Annotated in this window: 19 protein-coding genes; 6 read left to right on the top strand and 13 right to left on the bottom strand. The window is 37.5% G+C overall.

The features are described from left to right. Positions 1-215 precede the first annotated feature (215 nt). From IPO27_12355 to IPO27_12325, 7 genes are all read right to left on the bottom strand, one after another. On the bottom strand, positions 216-566 hold the full coding sequence (locus IPO27_12355) for a hypothetical protein (protein ID MBK8847282.1): 351 nt from the start codon (positions 564-566) through the stop codon (positions 216-218). 129 nt (positions 567-695) lie between these two features. Further along, a complete protein-coding gene (locus IPO27_12350) occupies positions 696-998 on the bottom strand; it encodes a hypothetical protein (GenBank protein ID MBK8847281.1) in 303 nt (100 codons plus the stop codon). A 31-nt stretch (positions 999-1,029) separates the two neighbouring features. Beyond that, a complete protein-coding gene (locus IPO27_12345) occupies positions 1,030-1,359 on the bottom strand; it encodes a SprB repeat-containing protein (GenBank protein ID MBK8847280.1) in 330 nt (109 codons plus the stop codon). Between the two features lies 1 nt (position 1,360). Next, the gene (locus IPO27_12340; GenBank protein ID MBK8847279.1) at positions 1,361-1,609 is read right to left on the bottom strand and encodes a SprB repeat-containing protein; all 249 of its coding nucleotides are present in this window, start codon (positions 1,607-1,609) and stop codon (positions 1,361-1,363) included. A gap of 445 nt (positions 1,610-2,054) precedes the next feature. Next, positions 2,055-2,753: a response regulator transcription factor gene (locus IPO27_12335; GenBank protein MBK8847278.1), complete on the bottom strand. Its 699-nt coding sequence runs from the start codon at positions 2,751-2,753 to the stop codon at positions 2,055-2,057. 13 nt (positions 2,754-2,766) lie between these two features. Next, positions 2,767-3,933 (bottom strand): HAMP domain-containing histidine kinase, encoded by a 1,167-nt coding sequence (locus IPO27_12330; protein MBK8847277.1) that lies wholly within the window; start codon positions 3,931-3,933, stop codon positions 2,767-2,769. 30 nt (positions 3,934-3,963) lie between these two features. Then, positions 3,964-4,452 carry a hypothetical protein gene (locus IPO27_12325; GenBank protein MBK8847276.1) on the bottom strand — a complete coding sequence of 163 codons (489 nt, stop codon included), beginning with the start codon at positions 4,450-4,452 and terminating at the stop codon, positions 3,964-3,966. A 175-nt stretch (positions 4,453-4,627) separates the two neighbouring features. On the opposite strand from IPO27_12325, the gene IPO27_12320 reads away from it, so the two are divergent. Then, a complete protein-coding gene (locus IPO27_12320) occupies positions 4,628-5,575 on the top strand; it encodes a T9SS type A sorting domain-containing protein (GenBank protein ID MBK8847275.1) in 948 nt (315 codons plus the stop codon). Between the two features lie 4 nt (positions 5,576-5,579). Here the strand turns inward: IPO27_12320 and IPO27_12315 are convergent, their stop codons facing one another. Continuing rightward, complete coding sequence (locus IPO27_12315) at positions 5,580-6,386, bottom strand: class I SAM-dependent methyltransferase (protein ID MBK8847274.1); 807 nt, start codon at positions 6,384-6,386, stop codon at positions 5,580-5,582. A gap of 23 nt (positions 6,387-6,409) precedes the next feature. After that, entirely contained in the window at positions 6,410-7,450 is a 1,041-nt protein-coding gene (locus IPO27_12310; GenBank protein ID MBK8847273.1) for an OmpA family protein, read from the bottom strand. Positions 7,451-7,614: 164 nt separating this feature from the next. Between IPO27_12310 and IPO27_12305 the strand changes: the two genes are divergently transcribed. The 5 genes from IPO27_12305 (at position 7,615) to IPO27_12285 (ending at position 17,992) form a co-directional block, all read left to right on the top strand. Then, positions 7,615-8,328, top strand: coding sequence for a hypothetical protein (locus IPO27_12305; GenBank protein MBK8847272.1), 714 nt, complete (start codon positions 7,615-7,617; stop codon positions 8,326-8,328). Between the two features lie 147 nt (positions 8,329-8,475). Next, a complete protein-coding gene (locus IPO27_12300; protein ID MBK8847271.1) occupies positions 8,476-9,228 on the top strand; it encodes an acyl-CoA desaturase in 753 nt (250 codons plus the stop codon). 441 nt (positions 9,229-9,669) lie between these two features. After that, positions 9,670-15,099 (top strand): T9SS type A sorting domain-containing protein, encoded by a 5,430-nt coding sequence (locus IPO27_12295; protein MBK8847270.1) that lies wholly within the window; start codon positions 9,670-9,672, stop codon positions 15,097-15,099. Between the two features lie 57 nt (positions 15,100-15,156). Beyond that, on the top strand, positions 15,157-16,704 hold the full coding sequence (locus tag IPO27_12290) for a T9SS type A sorting domain-containing protein (protein ID MBK8847269.1): 1,548 nt from the start codon (positions 15,157-15,159) through the stop codon (positions 16,702-16,704). A 340-nt stretch (positions 16,705-17,044) separates the two neighbouring features. After that, positions 17,045-17,992 (top strand): deoxyhypusine synthase family protein, encoded by a 948-nt coding sequence (locus IPO27_12285; protein MBK8847268.1) that lies wholly within the window; start codon positions 17,045-17,047, stop codon positions 17,990-17,992. Between the two features lie 14 nt (positions 17,993-18,006). Here the strand turns inward: IPO27_12285 and IPO27_12280 are convergent, their stop codons facing one another. The 4 genes from IPO27_12280 to IPO27_12265 are packed head-to-tail and all read right to left on the bottom strand — an operon-like array spanning position 18,007 to position 22,581. Then, complete coding sequence (locus IPO27_12280; GenBank protein ID MBK8847267.1) at positions 18,007-18,399, bottom strand: DUF1573 domain-containing protein; 393 nt, start codon at positions 18,397-18,399, stop codon at positions 18,007-18,009. 12 nt (positions 18,400-18,411) lie between these two features. Then, positions 18,412-21,396, bottom strand: coding sequence for a T9SS type A sorting domain-containing protein (locus IPO27_12275; GenBank protein MBK8847266.1), 2,985 nt, complete (start codon positions 21,394-21,396; stop codon positions 18,412-18,414). Beyond that, complete coding sequence (locus tag IPO27_12270; protein ID MBK8847265.1) at positions 21,363-22,091, bottom strand: hypothetical protein; 729 nt, start codon at positions 22,089-22,091, stop codon at positions 21,363-21,365. Before IPO27_12270 ends, IPO27_12275 begins: the two co-directional genes overlap by 34 nt. After that, positions 22,036-22,581 carry a hypothetical protein gene (locus tag IPO27_12265; GenBank protein MBK8847264.1) on the bottom strand — a complete coding sequence of 182 codons (546 nt, stop codon included), beginning with the start codon at positions 22,579-22,581 and terminating at the stop codon, positions 22,036-22,038. Before IPO27_12265 ends, IPO27_12270 begins: the two co-directional genes overlap by 56 nt. Positions 22,582-22,594 lie beyond the last annotated feature (13 nt).

Here is a 22,594-nt window from a genome sequence, read left to right as displayed (position 1 = left end):
ATGCGCCAATTCCTGTGACTCCAATGCTTACCTGCGCATTTAAATCAGCTTGTATAATATTTCCATTTTCGCGTCCAACCGTTTACATTACTTGAAAAAAAAAAAAACACCTTCCGCATTTAAAAAATTTATTTGGATCATTAGTAATTTGCGGACCTACATCCAAGGTGCCATCATACCTTGCAATAACGATTGCATCTTTTGATTATTTGACTTTAATTCTTCGGAACGTATAAACCATTTACAGATAACTTATGGTAACTATTTAGACTTGGTGAGCCTCCAATGCCAACATTTCCTTCGTTGTCGACAATAATGCCATCAAGCCAAACAATATTATTGTTATTTATGTTGCTCGAAGTTTTAATTTTTATTCCTCCGTTATCATCGAAATAAATTCCACTCGAAGGTAACGAATTGTTTATCCTTTTATCACCAGAATCCCAATGATAGTTATATCCAATTACTTTATTACCCCCATCATGAAATGTCCATAAATCACCAATTTGCATTTTTTCAAGTGGATTGGTTAATCCAACACCTATTTTTCCTGAATTAACTATCATGTTTCCATCAAAAAATTATGTCAGCATGACTTAAGGAATTTATACTAAGAGTTTTCGTTGAATTTAGTTGGGTAGTTGAAGAATTAACTTCAATATCGAATAGATTTTGCATATTAGCATCAATCACTCTTAATTCTGAGGCAACTTCAATTTTTTCGATGGAGTTGTTGTTCCAACTCCAATTTTATTTTGAGTAATATACATGTGAGTATTAGCATTTATGCCAATTGCAAGATCATGATTAGTACAAGTTCCAAAAAACAATGGATTAGAAACGCCTTGAGCAGGAAACCAATTTCCACCAACAAACCAAGTTTCAATTGATGAAGTTTGGCAAGGTTTTGAATAAGACCCAAGTGGAATAATATTTCCCAAATAATCAACTGACAATACTCTATTACCAATGCCTGCCAAGTTGTTAATGGCAATCATTCCATTAGATTTTATCCTTAGTGCTTCTAAATTATTTGTCTGGAAAAATCAAATCCTGATTATCTTTGGTTCCAATAAAATTATTAGTAGGATTGGAATTTGTGTTCCCATTCATCGTCCAGTCACTACGCTCTGGCTGGCTAATTTCAGTTCTTTCGATGAAGGCTTTACAGCCATTTAGGTCAATAATTTCAGCTGCAATAATCCCCGCACCAAGGCTTGTTCGGTTAATATTAGTATTGCCATCATCCCATAAAGGTGTATAGGGAGCGGTGCCTCCATATATGGTTACCGTTACGCTACCGTTGTAACAATTATAGCAGCTAACATTATATCCATTCGGAAATTCATACACCTGCAATTCATAGTTGTTGTTCTGGTTCGATTAATGTAATTTCTTTAACAACAGAATTTAGTGCCGCATCTCGCACAGTAAGGCGATAATATCCTGCCGGAAGTTCAATTGCATTGGGACTAGTAAACCCATTACTCCAATTATACGTGTAAGGTGGAATACCTCCACTAACAGTTACATTAATACTTCCATCCTGTGCACCAAAGCAACTGATGTTATTACCATTATAATTACTTGGGGTTAGCGTTACATTCATTTGTGCAAAAGTGCAGCGCGCGGTAATAATCAAGAATGCAATTAATAGTACTGATTTAGCAAGTCTTAGTTTGAACTTTGAACTTTGAAGTTTGAAGTTTGAACTTTGAACTTTGAGTTGTGTGGCATGACTTTCTGTTTTTTAAATTTAAGGATACGTAAAGTTATTGAATAATCTTATTACATTTTGCAATAAGATAAAAATATTTTCTCAGTAAAAAATTAGTATACTTAAGCTTCTCAATCAAAGTAATAAATGAAGAGATAAAAGTGATGAGTTGAAATGAAAAATTTACATTACGATACATCACTACGCTAATTAATACAAAACTAAATGCCCCCTGCTCAATCAACTTGACACAAGGGGCTTGCAGCGCATGGCTATGCTTAATTTAATTTTTGCTGTGACGCAGGAGATTTTTTTAAAGCATTTTTTGTAGACAATATTACTCTACTATTTGCAATCTAAATCCTTTACCAGGTATGTTGATGATATCAACTCCCGGATCATTTTTCAAATACTTACGTAGCTTAGTAATAAACACATCCATACTGCGTCCTGTGAAATAATTATCGTCTCCCCAAATCGCTTTCAGTGCTTTTTCGCGAGGCATTACATCATTCTTATGTATGCACAACATCTTCAACAAGTCTGCTTCCTTTGGCGATAACTGATGCTTTTCTTCCCCTAATTTTATTTCACGTGTTTTATAATCAAAATTATATTTCCCAATTGAAAAATCATTTTGATCATGCATGATAAAACTTTCGCTTGCACGCTTAAGCAATGCTTTTACTTTTAGCAAAAGCACATCTGAGTCAAATGGTTTGGTGATATAATCATCTGCACCATGCTGAAACCCATTAATCATATCTTCTTTCATGCTTTTGGCAGTAAGAAATACGATAGGTACATTGGCATTATGATGGCGAATTTCTTTCGCAAGTGTAAAACCATCTTTTTTTGGCATCATCACATCAAGCAGACATAACTCATATTTGTGTTTGTAAAATGCATCGAGACCCTCATTGCCATCACGCGCCAGGGTTACATTGTAGTCGTTTAGTTCCAGATAATTTTTTAGCACATTGCCAAAGTTGAAATCATCTTCTACCAATAAAATTTTTTGAGCTTTACTTCCCATGTTTTTATTTATTTTATGAAACTAGTGTTTCGTTAGTTATGTTTTTTTCTTCGGATACATTATTTGCACTTAGCGGCAATATTACTGTAAAGGTACTTCCTTTATCGGGTGCGCTTTCAACATTTATAAACCCCGACATATCATCCACAATGGCCTTTGCATAACTTAATCCCAAACCAAAACCTTTTACATCATGCAGGTTGCCGGTTGTGGCCCGGTAGAATTTATCGAATATTCTTTTTTGTATATCACTATTCATGCCCATACCATTGTCTTTAATGCTTATAAGAAGCGAGTCACCGGTGTTCCACATTTTAATCTTTATATCGGGCTTTACCGGAGCATATTTTATGGCATTATCAATTAAGTTATTTAGCGTATTGCCAAAGTGCGTAATATCTGCAGACAGAAAATAATTTTTAGCCTCATTGATGTATGTTATCTTGCCTTCTTTTTGTTCCACCTGCAATTGTACCGACTGTACAATGTGTTCAAGCAGGTCGTGCACATTTACCGTTTCGTAACTGTACTTAACTTCACCTTTGTCTATCTGAGCCATCTGCAATACTTTGCTTACCTGCTTATTCATACGTTCGTTTTCCTGTTTTATTATATCCGTGTAAAAGGACATTTTTTCGTGATCAGAATAAACACGTGGGTTTTTAAGTGTATCGGTAGCAATCCCTATGGTAGCAATCGGAGTTTTAAACTCGTGTGTCATGTTATTGATAAAGTCATTCTTTATATCAGCAAGTTTCTTTTGTCTGATAATGGTGTGTATGGTGTAAAATATGCCAAGTATTACAATCAAGGTAAGTACAAATGAGCATAGTACCAATGGCCACAATGTTGCAAAAATGTAATTTAGTTTACCATGAAAGTTTACCACCAGCATCTCAGGCGATGCAAAAAGTTTATTTGGAAAGAGATGAACGCGGTACTTTGAATTTTGCAACTCGGTAATTTCTTTTTTGCTTTTTGAATACGTAATCGTGTTGGAGTCTTCATTAACTACACCATAATTAAATTGCAGGTCAATGCCGTTTTCGATGAAGTCGGCAGCAAGTGTCTGTTGTAATTTATTAGTATCTATCCGCTGCCATATAGCTAACGTATCCTGACCAAACTTGCGATTCATTTCGATTAACACCTTACTAACTTTATCAATTTTATCGCGCATCTGGAACTTATATTCATCCTCAACAGAGCTTCATGATTTTACAGGTTCAGTGTGTGTAATGCTTTGTATACGCTTGTCATTTACCCGAAGCGATAAGGCCGGCCAAAACGTGGTGCTATCATACTCTTGTATGATTCGTTTAATTCGTTTGCCATCCTTTATTTCTTCCATTACCAGTTGCTTGCCTGTGCCTGAACTAAGTTTCGATTTACCATAATCCGTTCCTTGTTGTTCATAAAATTCGAGGTCATCATCTATGCCTATTTCGTTTACTATGGCCGTATCATGGAATAAATCAATCGTGTCTTCTTTTATTAATCCCACTTCTGACATCAGCTTATAGGTTTCGGCATAGTCAATTTTTTCTACCGTTTGGTTCATGGCTGAAGATACCATTTGGTCAAACTGCTGTTCTTTAAGTTGAAAATCGTGATTAATCCAATAAGCCTGCAATGCTATCAAACCAAGTAATGCCGAACACATAATGACAATAATGGCATTGAATACGGATTTGTTCATTAATGAGAAACTCTGGTTCATAGATTGATATTACAACGTAAAATTACATTCTTCATAATTGTTAAAATGTATATTAACCTAAGATTAACAGCACTTTGTAAGGAACTTAACACAGGGGTGTAACAATCAAAAATATTTTTGTGTCTAAGTTATTAAATTATCAAAACCTAAAGTTATGCGTAAATTTCTATTTTTAGTAGCGGGTGCAGTGTTGTCACTATCACCTTATATCAAGGCACAAGACGATGGCAATAAGCAAATTCATGTAAAAATTGAAAGAGAAGTAAACGGTAAGAAAACAAAGATTGACACTATCCTAAGCAGCGAGTCTGAATTTCAAAAGTTTATGAAGGAGCAGGAGCTTGAAAATGAGCATGCATCAAGTGTAGATGTAGATGTAAGCACCGAGGCGGTGCAAAGGAGATTAGAAGAAATGGAAGAGACCTTGCACGAATCATCTAAAGACCTAAAGAAATTTAGTCGCGAGCTGGAGGTTGAATTGAGCAAACTTAAAGATGGATTAGATATCGATATTAATGGTAGGCATTATGAGTTTGACTTCGATATTGATACCGAAAAAATGAAAAGGATAGAAGAGGAAGCTTTGCGGGCTTTTGATTTTAATATTGATACCACTGGCGAAGGCTTTAGAATAAATTTTGATTACAAAGGGTTGTCGCCTGAAGCGGAGCGAGACCTGAAAAGGAATATTGAGCAAGCTGAAAAGGAAATTGAAAAAGCGATGCGTGAGTTGGAACAAGGCAACATGCGTATACACATCGACATAAATGATAGTAAACCCAAGCAACATATTAAAGAGGAAAAAACCGTTGTTACAAAAAGCAACAAAAATTCAAAGTCAACAACAAGTAGCTTAATGATCAGCGTTTATCCCAATCCAAGCAAGGGAGATTTTACGATTGAAGCTACCTGTCAGAGTAAAAATGATTTGTCAATGGAAGTAGTAAATGCTCGTGGGCAAATGGTGTGGATGATACAACAGGACGGCTTTGAAGGAAAGATGAATCAAGACCTCAAGTTGGGAGCCATGGGCAAGGGAACATATACACTCACCGTTAAATTCGGTCGTAGCAAGCAAGTTCAAAAACTGGTAGTAGAATAATCTGCTACAAAGGTTTTGTTGCAAGAATGGCGTAAACTAAAGGCATTTTATCACCCACCGATGCAATTTGGTACCTGCCTTTTTCTGTTTCCATCATGTCGGGAAGTATATTGTAGGGCGAGTAATCGTATTCCTGCAACACCTCAATTTGAAGCCCGCATTTAATAAGGCTATTTATAACTTCGCTTAAGGGGTGATTCCAGGTAATACTTGTTGTTTCTATGGCAGCATTTTTATCAGCATAGGTACCGTGTTCGGTTTCAACAATCGCTTCTTTATTGAAGTAGCTGTATTGAATGTACTTGAAAGCATTATCGAAAATCCAAACCAGTGGATGAAATTCAACGAGTAGGAATTTGCCGCCTGGCAACAAGAAGTGGTTAATCACCTGCGCCCATTTAGTAAGATCGGGCAGCCATCCTATGGTGCCATAACTTGTAAATACAATATCGTATTGCTCATTGTGTTTAGCCGTAAGCGAGTAGATATCTGAAAGCAGAAACTGTGCATGGCTTTGAGTTTCAGCAGCCAATTTAGTTGCTTGCGAAATAGCAGCATCGCTGAGATCAACCCCGGTAACTTGCGCGCCAAGGCGCGCAAGCGAAATGGTATCCATACCAAAGTGGCATTGAAGGTGAAGTATTTTTTTATCTGCTATATTTCCTAATAACTCTAGCTCAATACTATTTAGCGAACTTTGTCCATTCTTAAATCCGGCAACATCATAAAATTTTGAATCGAAATGATGTGCCGTGCGCTCATTCCAAAGTTGTTTGTTTACAGTTAAATAGTTTTCTTTTTCTTCACTCATGTGTTCTTTTGCAGAAGCAAAATTTAATTGGTATCCATCATTTTAAATACCTCATCAAGTTTGGGAGTTAATATGACTTCTATCCTACGATTCTTTTTGCGGGCATCTGCACTTGAACCTATATCAATCGGATTATATTCCCCTTTGCCGGCAGGTGTAAGTCGCATAGCATCTACCTTACTATCCTTTAAAATGGCACGCACAACGGAGGTTGCACGAAGTACACTCAAGTCCCAGTTATCTTTAATAGCACCACCTTTAATAGGCACGTTATCGGTGTGCCCTTCTATCAATACATTAATGTCAGGATTTTCACCTAGCAATTTTGAAAGTTCTTTTAATGCAAGCAAGCCATTTTTATCTACCGTGGTGCTTCCAGATGCAAACAGCAGGCGTTCTTCCAGCGATACATATATTTTTCCATTTTTTTGATGAATGGTCAAGCCGTTATTATTATATCCGGCTAAGGCGGTGGTTACTTTGTTTTTTAGCGCTGCTACAGCACTATCTTTGCGTGCAAGTGCCGCTTGCAATTCATACACTTTTGCTTCTTTTTCTTTTAGTCGCGCGTCCGCTTCGTTAAGTGTTTTTTCGTTAGCATCCAACGATTTTTGTTTTACATTCAAATCACTTTCTAATTTTCGTAAAGCATCTTCTTTGCGCAGTAAATCCTCGCGCGTTAGGTCAAGAGCGGTTAATGCTTTGCGAGTTTCCTCGTCTTTACTGCGCGATAGTTTTTCTTCGTTTTGTACAAGCTTGTCATAGCTCTTAGTAAGTTCTGAGTACAGATTGTTTATGCGCGACATGGCTAGGGCCTGATCGCTCGTATCTTTTTTTAATCGTGTAATAGCCAAATCTTTTTCTGCCACCTGTTGCTTCAACTCCTTAGTTTGTGTTTCATATTCAGCATATTGGGCTTTGAGTCTCGAATTTTCTTCTTCGCAGCGGTCGCGCCTCGATTGTAAATCTTCAAATTGTCGCTGTGGTACGCAACCACAAAGTATTGCCAATAAGGCCACCAGCGTGAGTTGTTTTATCTTTTGCATTTGTTTGTTACCAATCATTTTTACTGATTTTTTGTTTTTTTATTTATTTCAAAGGTACCATTTGCTTTAGGTCGTGCATATACCGCTTGCCTTAATTTGTGAACATTCAACGTTTAAAAGAAATTTGACCAATACTTTTAGTATCCAATCATTCGTTTGATATATTTACAAAAAAGTTGAGTATGGAATCGCTTAGTTCAAACTGGATAACCGAAAAGCATATTGATTTTGAATATAAAAAATATATGTTGCTGGCTTACCTGCAATATGTTGGCGAGCGTTTTAACGATACCGAGTTATTCCCACACCTAAGTAGCCTCATAGAGCATTATCGAAATGTGCAAATGATAAAAAACAATAAATTGCAATTTCAAAAACAAACACCCGAACAATTAACTGGCTTCGATTTATCAACTTTTAAAGCGCTATATGAAAAAATTAGTTTCGATAATGAAGTTATGAATGAAATTGAATTGATAATTAATTTTTCAATACCACAGTTTGAGCAGTACATGGCCGAAGGCAAAAAAATATATGAAATCATAGAAAGCAAATTGCAAATAGGACCGGTGGGTGTACTGCCTATCAATACATTCGAAGGATATATGTTTTTGAGTAATGGTGACACACGCGAAACGCGTGTGTATTCGTATCAGGTTTCTATTTTTGAACATCATCAGGAAAAATATCGTGGTATACACACCACTTACGTATGCAGTTATGAACGAACCCTTACTAATTCGTTTGAAAATATAAAACTTGATTTGTTGCGGCAGTTTAAGCAACTTCCTAATCCAGCTACTTTTTTAGTTTCAAGTAAATTGTGCATTCCTATCGATGCAACTTTGTTGCCCATGGCCAAGCGAATGCTTATTCGTTGTGTATCATCAACCTAGGGTGTAAAAATTCATGATTTTTGAGGTTTTGTCTATGTTTTCTTCCTGAAAAAGTGATAATTATCATACACTAATGTAGTTTAATAAATTAGGTAAAACAGTTTTTTTTTTCTCTCTTTGCACCCTCATTTTAATTAAATTATTCTAATGTCGTTAGCGTTATTGATTTTCTTTTTTTCACATTGGTTTCTGTCCTTATTTTTCCATACTGCCTTTTTGCACCGTTATGGCTCGCATGGCATGTATAAAATGGGACCGCGCACCGAGAGGGTATTTTATTTTTTAACATGGTTTTTTCAGGGCTCTTCGTATTTGATTCCGCGTGCCTATGCAGTAATGCACCGCATGCATCACGAGTATAGCGATACCAAACAAGATCCCCATTCACCACATTTTTTTAAGGACGTTTTTGGTATGATGATTCATACCAAAAAGATTTATAATGATTTTGTAACAGGCAAGCGCTCACCCGATTCGCAATTTGCTGCCAACCTCCCGGTTTGGGCTAAGTTAGACGCCTTCGGAGACCACCGCTTCACAAGAGTTGCTTGGGGCGTGATATATAGTCTTGTTTACTTTTATTTTATCATTTATCATGGAGCATCGCCTTTCTGGTTATTATTACTTCCTATTCATTTTTTAATGGGCCCAATACAGGGAGCTACCGTTAATTGGTGTGGTCATAAGTATGGTTATAGTAATTACGAAAATCATGACCATAGCAAGAACTCAGAGCCATGGGGAATTATTCTGATGGGCGAGTTGCATCAAAACAATCATCACATGTATCCGCAAAGTTTAAACTTTGCGCAAAAATGGTGGGAGTTTGATATTACCTATCCGGTTTTAAAAGTTTTGTCCTGGTTAGGGATTATACAAATAGTGAAAGTAGAAAAGTAACAAGTCATTCAATATAAGGGTAGTCGCTTCAAACGAAGCGGCTTTTTCATATCATCGGTAGTCATTACCAAGTAAATTTTGTTTAAAAGGAAAATTGCAGAGAATTGAGGAAGGCCCTGAAAAAGGGCAGATTAATTTTAATTTTTAAAAGAAGGCGAATAATAACAAATACTTACTCCTTTGTTTGTATCCTTGAGATTGAAAAAGCTATAAAAGCTGTTGGTATTACATTTTTGGTTGAAAATAATTATTTGACCATAGTAAATTAAGTAAAAATTTATTCTATACTTTTACCATAACAGATTCTTAATTATAACATCTAATTAATTTATGAAATGAAAAAAATTAATCAACTTGCTGAATTTAATTTAGCACACAGCACACAGCACCAGTAAACTAAAATCACACAAGTACTACAAATATTATATTGTTTTGGTAATTATGTGTTTAACTAAAATAGGTATTGGGCAAACATGGACGCAGTTGGGGCTTGGTGCAGGTGGGCAATGCCGATCTGCATATGCCGAGTATTTTGCAGCAACGGCACACTACGAAGTTTACCTTGGTAGCGATGTTGCAGGGGTTTGGAAGGCCGACAATATAGCTGCAGCCGGGATTCATGATGTAAATAATTACCAGTATAATTATATCAGCAATCATGAAATAATGAGACACACTAACAAATTTCTTAATCCATCCTATACATCAACTAATAATGTTAATTACTTGTTTGTGTGTAATATTAGTGGCATTCATCGCATTACCATGGATAATACAAATCCTAATATCCAACAGATTTTATCACTTGAAAATAGTTGGGTGAGCGATATTTTTTTTGGAGAGAAAAACGTTGATGACAGATTAGTTTATTTTACTACTGGCAACACGCGGGTATTTGATGATCAAGGTGGAAATTTTAAGGATAATACTATTCACGATATTTATTGGGGCAATTTAAATGATACAGAAGACGATATTGCAATTACAGGTTCCCTTGAATTAGGTGGTTTTCTTATTGGTGACGAAGAGCATGCTTATTGCTTGCAAGTACTAGAAGGTGCTGCAACTTATATAAATACTGACGATAGAATTTTAGTAGGGTCGCAATATGGACTGCATGATTTTAAACCTACTACTGGAGCAAACGGACCAATACTTGGGCCTAGCGGAATAAGTCCATATCAAGTGACATCAATCTTACCTATTACAGGAACTACAACAGCTTTAGTTACAATTTACAATAGCGGTGTGTTTGTATATGACTACACAAATCCAATTGGGGTATGGGGAGCTAATTTGATAATTAAAGTAGATTATCATCGTAAAAACAGTTACGCAGCCACTCCTCTAACTTCTACAAATTTTATTGCTCCATTATTCACTCAGTTGAGACAAATACATGATGCTAACGGAGGCATTACCGGATATCTATTATTTAACGAAAGAGATGATTTTGAACAAAATAGTAACGTATATAATTATGGAATTTTATATTCACCTGCTGGAGCTAATAAGTTACCAACTGGTAATTGGGAAAGCGTAAATACTGATAACAACCAAGGTGCAGGTGCAAATGAACATGATTGGGGATGGAATAAATCTTCAAGGCCATGCAGCAATATAAACAGTAATTTTATTGTTGATGATGTAAATAATAACAGTACCTTATTAGTAGGTAAGCAAGGTAACATTTTTGTTTCAAAGGCTGATGTAACTGGCAGCGACACCCACTTCCAGCAAATTTACACACATACCAATGCTGCCAACACAAACCAATGCAACAATACTGCAACCTCGTATCAACATCTTGGCTATGTAAATACTGCCGCACAAAGCATATTTCCCGACAATAATTCTCTATTATGGATTAGTGAGCGCGATAGGTTATTTTCATATTCAAAAGATAATGGAGATAATTTTAATCAAGTTACGCAAGCTGCAACTTGCGTTAATATAGATCCATCAATGGCTGTACCAACTAATTGCGCTAATCCTTCTAATTGGGATTTATTAGATTGCTTTGTAATTGCTCAAAATCCTTTTTCAAATAATAATGATGTATACGCCACAGTAAATGAAGACAATACTAATTCTGAAAGGTCACGTGTGCTAATAGCTACAAATATTACGCCTAACAATCCGATTCAATTTAATGCAGACAATACTGTTGGATTATGCACGGGTACTATAGAAAAAATACTTTTTACATCAGCTACAACCTATATCATATTAGTAGATGAAGCCACTGTAAGGCGATTAAGATACTATGATGGTGCAGATTGGGTTGACTTTGTCATTGCTGGAGGTGGATTACAAAACATAACAGATGCTATACTAAGTCCCGATGCTACTAGATTGTTTATTATTAGAAGTGGAGGGGCAAATAGCGAAATTGTAATGGCAAACATTTTGCCTAATAATCCAAACTTAACTCCTATTGGCCCGAGTATTTCCTCAACAGATTTATTTTATAAAAACTTGGTTGTTTATCCATATAACAACGGCACAAACTACAGGGTAATTGCGAGTGCAGAACATGGGTCATCAAATAATGCTGATTGCTTGTTTCATGTATATAATAGCAATGCAACAACTTTGTCGGCTATCAGTATTGGGAATACGTGTGCAGGTAGTAATCCCACGCCATCAAATATATTTAGTAGCTTGATAGATGTAGCACATGCTGATAATCAAGATGGTGGTGTAACCTCGTTAGATGTAAATACTAATTTGCATACGTTATATGTTGCAACAGGAGGATTGATTGGTACTCAGTATAGAACTCATTTGTATAAAGGCAATTATGATGAGGCTACTGGTGATATTGATGCCTGTTGGGCTGAGATTACCGGCAACTTGCCAAACAAAGCTATACAATGTTTTAGCACAAGCCAAGCTACTATTAATAATGAACAACTTTACGCTTGTGTTCGTGGGTTAGGTGAATGGCGCAATACGATAAGCACCGTTATTGGTAGCTCAACAGTTAATAGTAATGCAGGATGCATAGGTGGTTCGGCAGGAAATGTAACTATAACTCCATTGCAAGGTGAAGCACCATATTCAATAATATGGTCAACCTCAGCAATTAGCTGGAATATTAATAATTTATCAGCCGGTACTTATACTTATACAATTACTGATGCAACTGGTTTTTCTTTTCATGGTGAAGTTGAAATAACTGCTGATCAAAATTGCTGTGGGACGGGCACTAATGATATCACTTCGCAAAATGATTTTGATTCTTATAGTGGCAATTTTGTTTCAACTTCCTTTAATTTGAATACTGATATAATATTATCTAATAACGCAACTTTTGATGCTGCAACATTTTACATTGCACAGGGGCGCTCTATCACTATACCATCGGGCATTATATTAACCATAACTAACAGCACTACGCTAAGTGCTTGCGGCAATATGTGGCAAGGCATAATTGTAGAAGATGGTGGCACGCTCAATATTGAAGATGGCAGCTCTATACAAGATGCACAATATGGGGCGAGAGTAATAAATAATGGCAATGTTACTTGCAACAGTGCGGTATTTGATAGAAATTATGTTGGCTTACGATTTGAAGATACACAAACAGGAACAATACTCATAAGTGGAACTACTTTTAGTTGTAATAATTGCGCCACTACTACGCCCTTAGCTTCACTATACACTGGGCAAACACCTGTGCCACTAGAGGTATCTTTTGCTGGTGTTCAAGCTGAAAACTCGGTATTTAATGTTGGAATAGCAAATGAAGATCATAACCATATTATTGAAATGAATTGTGGTATTAGCTTGGATAATTGCGTTACCAGGGTATTAGAAAGCGATTTTACAAATATTAAATCACATACACTTGCACCCTATGGTCCTAGTGATGGGATTGGCGTTTATGCTGATTTAATGATTGGGGGGGTATTAAACCAGACTGGATTAGGTATTGATGCTGCTTCACCGCCAACATTTAATGATTGCACAATAGGCATCAATGCACTTGGTGGTTCTGTTTCAGTCTTACAAAATATAATGGAGAGCATGGAAACAGGAGTTATAGTTGAAAATGTAATTAGTCAAAATATATTTGTTTATGACAATGACATAAGTGCCACCTCTATTGGAATTGACTTAAGAAATAATGACTTGGCTAAATACGTGAGAGTCTTTCACAACAATGTTACTATGAACGGAGCCAATGCTATAGGTATTTCTGTTAACGAAACTAACGCTCCTGCTATTAAGCGCAGTTTTGGTATCCACTGCAACAATATTGATATGCAAGAAGGTATATTGGGTATGCAATTTAATGCTTGCTCAAAGCTAGCGGCAAGCTATAATCAAATACAATTAAATTCTGCAACCACAAGTATAACTGGCATAGATGTAACCTCAGGTATGAGTTGTAGCTTTTTAGAAAATACTGTTAATGGCAATACAATTAATAGACACACTGCACTTAAACTATCGCTTTCGCCAAGTTGTTATGTAACAAATAACCATGTGGACAATACAGATAGAGGCATTGAGTTTTCTGGAGCTTGCCCTACTTTTTTTAGAGGCAATACCATGTATAGTCATAATGTAGGGTTGCGATTAGATAATACAGCCATTATAGGGCTACAAGGTCATAATGGCAATAAATGGCTTAGATACACTGGTGGGGCAAATCCGCTTTGGGTGGGAGCTGTGAATGAGAATACTCAACTTGGTAATAATGGATGGAACGGCTCCATTTTCAATGTGCATGTTACATCTCCCGCTACAATTTATCATCCCAATCAATTGGTAGGAACGAATCCAATGAATGGTGTAGGATGGTTTTCTTGGCAAGGCGGAACACCATTCATAGGTACCTTTATTAATGAGTGCCAAGATATACAAGCAAAAATGGCGGGTGATGATGACCCCAATCCATTTGATTACGATGTAGTAAATGGCAATATTAATGCGGTAATTTTTGACCCCGAAGTAGAGTATATGGCCGAGCGGATGGAACTAATAAAAGTAAATGACAATGCTGCTATGCTTAATGATGGAGGCGTATTTGAAAACTTTGCCGATTCTATTAATTCCACTTCGGCAGGCCAATTAAATCAAGTGTATGATAATTTTCAATCTACCACCGCAGCCGAAATTTTACTAGCTTATTTAGATAGTGTAATTACTGTTAAGTCCGATAGCCTCCAGTATTTTGATAGCCTAGTTGTGCAAAATCCAACAATAGCCAATAAGCAAGCAAGAGAAAATTGTTTGGTTATGATAGTACAGTACAAAGACCAAATTGAAATAGCAAATAGCAACTTACAAACCGAGCTCGATGCAATGGCAAATAATTCTATGCAAATAAATGCCTCTGTAATTGCCGCAAATGACATAGAGGCTGTTGAGAAGAAAGTAAACGAATACTTGCTTAACTACAACAGTCAAAATAGTACAAGTATACCAAGCGCAGATGTAGAGGTCATACAAGCTATAAGTTTATTATGCCCATTGGCTTTTGGCCCATCGGTTTATAAAGCACGTAGCATTATGCATAGCTTTGGCATGGCTCAGGCAAACTACAATGATGCGGCCAATTGCTTGCAACTTGGTTACTATCGTCAAAGTAAAAATAATACCATCAATAGCTTACCAACTTTATTCATAAATCCTAATCCTGCTTATAATCAAATTGTGGTTGAATTACCATATGCTTATGATGTTGCTTCATCAATACAGCTATACAATGAAACAGGTATGTTGGTATTTTCTGATGAAATCGCAAAAAGGAATAAATTTATAGCCATAACTATTGAGGCATTGTCAGCAGGGGTATATACCATCAAGCTAATCAATTCGCTATGTATGGCAACTTCAAAGTTTGTTAAACTAAAGTAAATTTCATTTTTAAAGCGCATAGCATTAATTGTTATGCTCATAATTTATATTCTTACTATGAGAACAAAATTGTTCTTCCTTGTTTCTTTCCAATTATTTTCAAATTGCTGTTCCGCACAACTAAGCAACAAATGGCTGTTAGGATATGGGAGCACGTGGGGGTATCCAGGTGGCAATGTTAATATGGACTTTAGCAACGGGCAATTAGATTCCATTTATTTTTATTATCGTGATATGAATTTCCAATTTGCCAATGCAAGTATATGTGATAGTAATGGAACACTTTTGTTTTATACCAATGGGGTGTATATAGCTAATGCCTTAGATGATACAATGAAAAATGGTAGCGGACTAAACCCAAGTTGGTACACTACGCAATGGAAGGATTATGGATTGAGGATACAACAAGGTGCAGTAATTATCCCGAAGCCAAGTAATGATAGCCTATACTATTTGTTCCATCAAACTGTGGATATTCCTAATACAAACATATATTCTGCTGATAAACTTTATTTTAGCATTGTAAATATGAAAGGGGATTCTAGTAAAGGAGAAGTGGTACAGAAAAATATTGTATTAATTAATGATACATTGACAGGAGGGGGGGCAATTGGAGTATGTAAACATGCAAATGGAAGAGATTGGTGGATTATTTCTGCATTATATGGTTTTCAAATTACATTAAACATTTATCTTCTTAATCCGGACTCAATTTCACTTTGGGGCACACAATCAATATTATTAAATGGTTTCCAAGGAGGCACCACAAGCTTTTCTCCAGATGGAACTAAATATGTATTAAGCAATTGTTTTGGATTGGCATTTTTTGATTTTAATAGATGTACAGGAGTATTGTCTTATATTAATAAAGTGGATACGTTTGCGGATAGCCTATGTTGGATAGGGTCTTCAATTTCTCCTAATTTGAGATATTATTATTTATCACATGGTCAGTACATTTTTCAGTTCGATTTACAATCATCAAACATACCGGCATCGCTTGACACGGTTGCTATAAACGATGGATTCTATGACCCCAATCCACCCTTTCAAACAGCATTTGTATTACATCAGCTTGCACCAGATGGCAAAATTTACATAAGCCATGGTAATAGCACTTTGTCGCTGCATGTAATAGATGACCCTGATAGTGCAGGCATGGCATGCGATGTGCAGCAACATGCAGTGCCACTTGGTCGCTTCAATGTCACTATCCCCAATTTCCCCAACTACGATTTAGGCCGTTTAATTGGTAGCCCTTGCGATACATTGCAGTGGACTTTTCTCCCCTCTCCATTTGGAGAGGGGTTGGGGGTGAGGTTGCATCCCAACCCTTCCAACAGTTCCTTCTACATCAAATACGATGTTCCAACAAATGAGAATTTACTTTTTGTGTTGTACGATAGTTATGGCAAAGAAGTACTGCGCAAAAATTTGTATGGCAGTTTCAAAAATTTGATGGTGCATACGGAGCAACTAAATAATGGGATATATTTTTGGAGGGCGGTAGCAGACTATAACACCAAAACCCAGCCGAGCATAGGTAAGCCTCTTCAGGGGTTTGGAGTGAATTGTGCAACCGGCAAAGTTGTTATTGTACATTAAGGTTTTCAAACTCTCATCCTTATGGCTTGAGAATAGTACAATCAAATGAAATGAAGATTGGACTATATTGATAACATAATCGGTATTAATTGCGCTGACAAATTTTGATTTTTTTGTCTAAGGGTATTAAGCAGTATGCACTTAATATCTCCCTATATCAAATTGCATTTAAAACAAGCAAAACGATTTTGGAGTATTTTTGTCTTCTGCTGTTCTTAATTTCGTTATCATTGGAGCGTAAATTGTAAGGCAAGTGCATAATAAAGGCACCAGCAATTTCAGTAGTTAAAAAAACATAAAATTAAAACCAAAATAGACTATGGGTCCGATTTCAAAATTTATGGAGAGGAATTATCTCCACTTTAACGCAGCTGCACTAATGGATGCAGCCAAAGGTTATGTAACACACATGGATGAGGGAGGCAAGATGATGATAACGCTTGCAGGAGCTATGAGTACAGCTGAGCTTGGTATTTCGCTTGCCGAAATGATTCGTCAGGATAAAGTTCAGATAATCAGTTGCACGGGTGCAAACCTCGAAGAGGATTTGATGAATCTTGTTGCGCATAATTCTTATAAGCGTGTACCTAATTATCGCGACCTTACTCCTCAAGATGAGTGGGATCTTTTAGAAAATCATTTTAATCGTGTAACAGATACCTGTATTCCCGAAGAAGAAGCTTTTCGCAGATTGCAAAAGCATATTTATGGAGTATGGAAAAAAGCAGAGGATGATGGCGAGCGATATTTTCCACATGAGTATATGTATAAGCTATTGTTGAGTGGAGCCCTGGAACAGTATTATGAAATAGATCCAAAAAATTCATGGATGCTTGCTGCTGCACAAAAAAATATTCCAATAGTAGTACCAGGTTGGGAAGACAGTACCATGGGAAATATTTTTGCAAGTTATGTTATCAAGAGTCAACTCAAAGCCTCCACCATGAAAAGCGGAATAGAATATATGGTATGGCTGGCAGATTGGTATCGCAATAATAGCGGTGGTAAAGGCGTAGGATTTTTTCAGATTGGCGGAGGTATAGCCGGTGATTTTCCTATTTGCGTAGTACCAATGATGTATCAGGATTTAGAATGGCACGATGTGCCTTTCTGGAGTTACTTCTGTCAGATTAGTGATAGTACCACCAGCTTTGGTTCATATAGTGGCGCAGTGCCAAATGAAAAAATTACCTGGGGAAAACTTGATATTCATACTCCCAAATTTATAATCGAAAGCGATGCTTCCATTGTTGCACCTTTAGTATTTGCGTGGGTACTTGGTCAATAATAAGTTTTATTCTGTTATTCTTTAATCGTTCCTTTTATAATTCCGTGTGCTGGAGCATAGTCGCCTTTAAAACGTACCTGAAAGTAATATTCTATTTCACCATCCTTGTCTTTGGTTGGTAATTGTGTCACAATATTACTTCTGCTTTTTGGTAAGATAAGTGATTTTGGATATTGAATTTTTAAACAATCGCAACTTGCATTTACAGTATCAATTTGCAAGGTATCATTCGTGTTATTGATAAGGTAATACGTATGCGCAATAATTTTTTTATTAATGGCAATGCCGAAATTATAAAGTGAGTCGGCAATGTATAATTCATTTTTCCTCACACTGGAAGCGCCTCCTTGAGCGCTACAAAAATCAACAGCTACTATCAGAAAAAGAAATAAAACAAGGTGTCGCATTCGAAGCTAATCTTATTCGAAATTTACAAGGCGAATAAAAATTACATCTTCTCCTACAACTAATTGAGCTGTATAATAGCCCGGTGTTTCGGGAGAAAAAGTATAGGCATATTTTCCTTCTTCTATTATTTCATTAGCAAGTACTTTTATCAATTGCCCGCTCGAAGAGTATATTGATAGCTTAACAAATTCAGGATTTTCAATTTCAAAGTTAAGTATGGTGTTTTTTTCAAATGGATTTGGCTGTGCCGAAAAACCAAAGTTGTTATCACCAAGTATTGCATCGCGCACAACCGAGTTCATACTTTCACCATTCAAATCAACTTGCCTTACCTGATAATAGTAGCGCTGTCCTTTTTTTACAAGTTTATCATTATAAAAATACTGATGATTTACACTGGAAAAAAGTGTGGGAAGGATATTCGCAATTTTTTCAAAATTTGAATTATCGGTTGAGCGCAAGAGATCAAAGTGATGATTGTCCTTTTCTGCAGCGGTTATCCAATCAAGAGCAATGAAATCTGTTTTAGCATGCGCATCGAAACTTAAAAACTGCACAGGAAGTGGAGCACCAGCCTGAGCTACACCAAAGTCTGAAAATCCATTCATATTTAAGCGGGAAACACTTCCTACAGGGCAAACCATGCATGTGCCATTCCATAAACCCCAGCCAGCGCCTGAGTTTTTCATTACCGTCCAAGCAGTAGTAGCATTGGTATAGTTCTGATTGTTGAGGCACATATCATAATTTCCGCTTGTTGGATTATTACTAGCATTAATAGTCCAATAACCATTATTTAGCGCAGGGCTAGTATAGGTGTTGCCACACTCATTGCCTCCAATGCCTCCCGGTACGGTAGCATAGTTGTTGAATGATGCTGTTAAGTGATCTATTGAAGTAGGATTGCCCGGATAAGCAAAATTTACGTTAGCTCTTTGAAATCCTTTGGCCGTATTACCAACCGGAAAATCGTAAGAGCCCGTTGGATTGAGATACCTGCGTATGGTGCCATTAACAAAACTGGCATTATGCCCTGGTGTACATGCTGCAATATTGCGATTGTTAACTATAACCATATATGCAGGGTTTGTTATTACTACACCATTGTTTAGAGATAGATTGCCATTGGTGCCCAGTGTAAGATTCGAAAGCTGGTTTACATTGCCTCCTGTTTTGGTAACGTTGCAATGATTAATGGTACCTGCATTTTGATAATCCTGATTTGCTGCACCATTTAGTTCAAGGTATCCATTCACTCCGGATGTATAAGTTCCACCGGTATTCAAAAAATGTCCGGCCAGTAAATGATTTTTTGCATTTGCATCAAAGGTGCTGCTGGCATTGCTAACCGTAAAATTACCTTTCATGGTAATATTATCCAGTGTTGTAACCAGCCCTCCTGTTTTTGTAACAGTAACATTGCCGAAACTACTAGTACCAACCATGTTTCCATCCATGGTCTGATTTACGCTTCCATTATTTAATAATACAGTAGAAGTTGCAGCAGCATTTAATGTTCCAGTATTAATGTAATTGCCACATACTTGAAGTTGAAATCCGCCATTTATTCCAAGCGATGAACCGGCATTAATGGTGATGTTTTTGCAGGCTGCTCCTGGTGCCGAAATAATTGGTTGATTGGCTGATGAAGGCGGAATAATTGCATCAATGGTGCATGAAGGAATTGCACAGCCGCCCCAGTTGCCGGTATTAAACCAATCGGTATTAACACCACCCGACCATACCACATAGCCCGGGTTAGGAGTGTAATTAATGGGCGATGCTCCGCCAAATGTCATAGCAAAACCTGAAGTACTATTGCTGTAATTACTTAAAACCAGCCAATAAACTTCGCCATTAACAACGTTAATCTGCGCTTCGTAAGCGCCATCAAAATTCGGATAAGCCGGAGGAGCAACATTTGCGGTTGCGGAGTATAAACCTGTAACTCCAAGTGCTGAATAATTGCACCTGAGAGGCGCAGCGCCTGAAGCTATGTCTGCACATGTTACCGCACCTGAGCCAGTCTTTTTCCAAATAGCAAAGTCATAATCTGTACCAACTGTGCTGGGAGCCCCGGGCCAGTCATTAGGTACTATATTAAAGGTTAGTATACCATTACCGTTAATCTGTATTTCGTACCAGGCCGAACCGCGTTCGCCACTAAGCAAACAATTTGTTCCGCCTCCGGGAAAATCGCAGGTAGTACCAAAAAGCTGATACCCCGGATCGCCAACTGATATAGTTTGGTTACAAACAGGATTGGGAACCTGGCACTCCTGTCCAAATATGGGCGGAAATACCTGGGCTCCGTCAATGGCCATAATGCTAAATGTTCCATATTGATCACCATAGCCATCAACCACAACAAAGTAGGTTGCACCTGGTGTTAGTCCCGTTAATGATAATTCTGAAATAGTTGCGACAGTGCTGCCACAAGGTGCAGCATCATCATTGCAGTTAACCAAAGTCATACCTGGTCCACAAGCGCCAGTGTAAACTGCAATCTGCGTATTTCGCAAAGTACCCGGTGTAGTTCTTATTTTAAGAGTAGTGCCCGTTGGCACAACCGCATACCATACCGTGTTTCTAACATTTGGGGCAATCCAGCAACCGGGAGCTGCAGGTTCATTGGTTGCATTAGTGCAACCATTATCGCCATTTAAATTTACACCTAATGGGAGTGGTATAGCATTGCATGGCAAATCGTTTACTGCACTTGCTCCGGTAGGAGCTGAAATGGTAAGATTCGAATAATCATTATAGGTAGGTGAAGGCCAGCTATCAAGCACCAGATAATAGGTAACACCTGCCGTTACACATACCGTTAAGGTTTTATTTCCTATGCTGCTTTGCGCATACGCTATACAATTTCCCGTTGCAGCTACACATGCCGTACTAATGGGGCAATCATCATATAACATCAAACCGGTATAGGACCCGGCACAGGTTAAATTGATAGTTACTGATCCTGAAACGGTAGGTGTAAATACCACACTCTATCCATACCTCCAAAATAGTAGGAGGCACCACAAGTAGCAGTGTTAGTACTTGTAAGATCATCGCCCATGCCATTGGTACTACCTGCACCCGATGCATATGGTAATGATACTATATTAGTAACTCCGGCACCTAACAAACTGCTGCAAGTGCCAGGGCCGGTAGGGCAAGGATCATAAGCACACAATTGAAATGAGCCTGACTGTGCGGCACCAAAAGCCCAGAATCTTATATAAACCACACTGCCCGGTATTTGTCCCGAAATATTAATGGCAGGCATCGCACCATTTAAACTTGCATCATCATCACAGCTAATCAAAGTAAGAGCACTGCACGGTCCTGAATATACTGCCATTCCACCATCAGTGATGGTTCCAATATTTGAATCAAAATTTATTTTTCCCGAAGCGGGCACTGTTGCCTTATACCACACATCTGCTCCATTGTAGCTGGCACATCCCGGTGAACCCGGAGTGGTTGTATTTGTTGCACAACTATTAGTAAAAGCTCCATAGGAACATGAATTATTTACATTTATTGTTGTGGCATTGCACGGGTCATCGTTAGGGGCTCCGTTTGAACTTGTAATTGATATATTATCTATTGCTGCCGGAGGTTGATAGCCTACACTTCCATCATTTCGCCAGGTAAAAACTAAACGTTGTGTTGTGCCTGCATAGGCTGCAGGCAAAGCGATGGAAGCCGATTGCCATGTGGTTTGAAAAACAAAGTCGCCTCCTATTTGCCCTCCGGGAACGCTTCCCGCTGTAAACTGTCGTTGCTGTTGAAACAACATGAACAGAAAGAAAATCATAATTGCCAAAAAAACCATCCTCACCATCACAAACCCATGAGAAAGAAAGGTTAATGCAATTTTGTGCTGCAGGAAATGTTACATCACGATAGACATGTGTTACAGAAGCATTCCCCGTTGCATAGTTATGCGTATTGCCGCTTGCATGATTAGAAATATAACCGCAACGTAAGCCTGTTAAACCTGCAGGTATATTACCACACCACCATTTATTGGTCTGTGTCCCATTTACCATGGTCCAGCCATTGGCCGCAAATGTATTTCCGGTTTCAAAGCCACCATCTCCTGTAGGACTTACAATAACTGTTTGCCCAATCGCAACTGTCTTTAAAAATATAAATAAAATTGAGAGTAATCTTTTTTTCATAGGCTGTATAAAA

The sequence above is a fragment of the Bacteroidota bacterium genome (assembly GCA_016714535.1).
Classification (GTDB): domain Bacteria; phylum Bacteroidota; class Bacteroidia; order AKYH767-A; family OLB10; genus JADKFV01.
The sequence above is the reverse complement of the archived record's forward strand: the minus strand, read 5'-3'. Positions and strand labels throughout refer to the sequence as shown.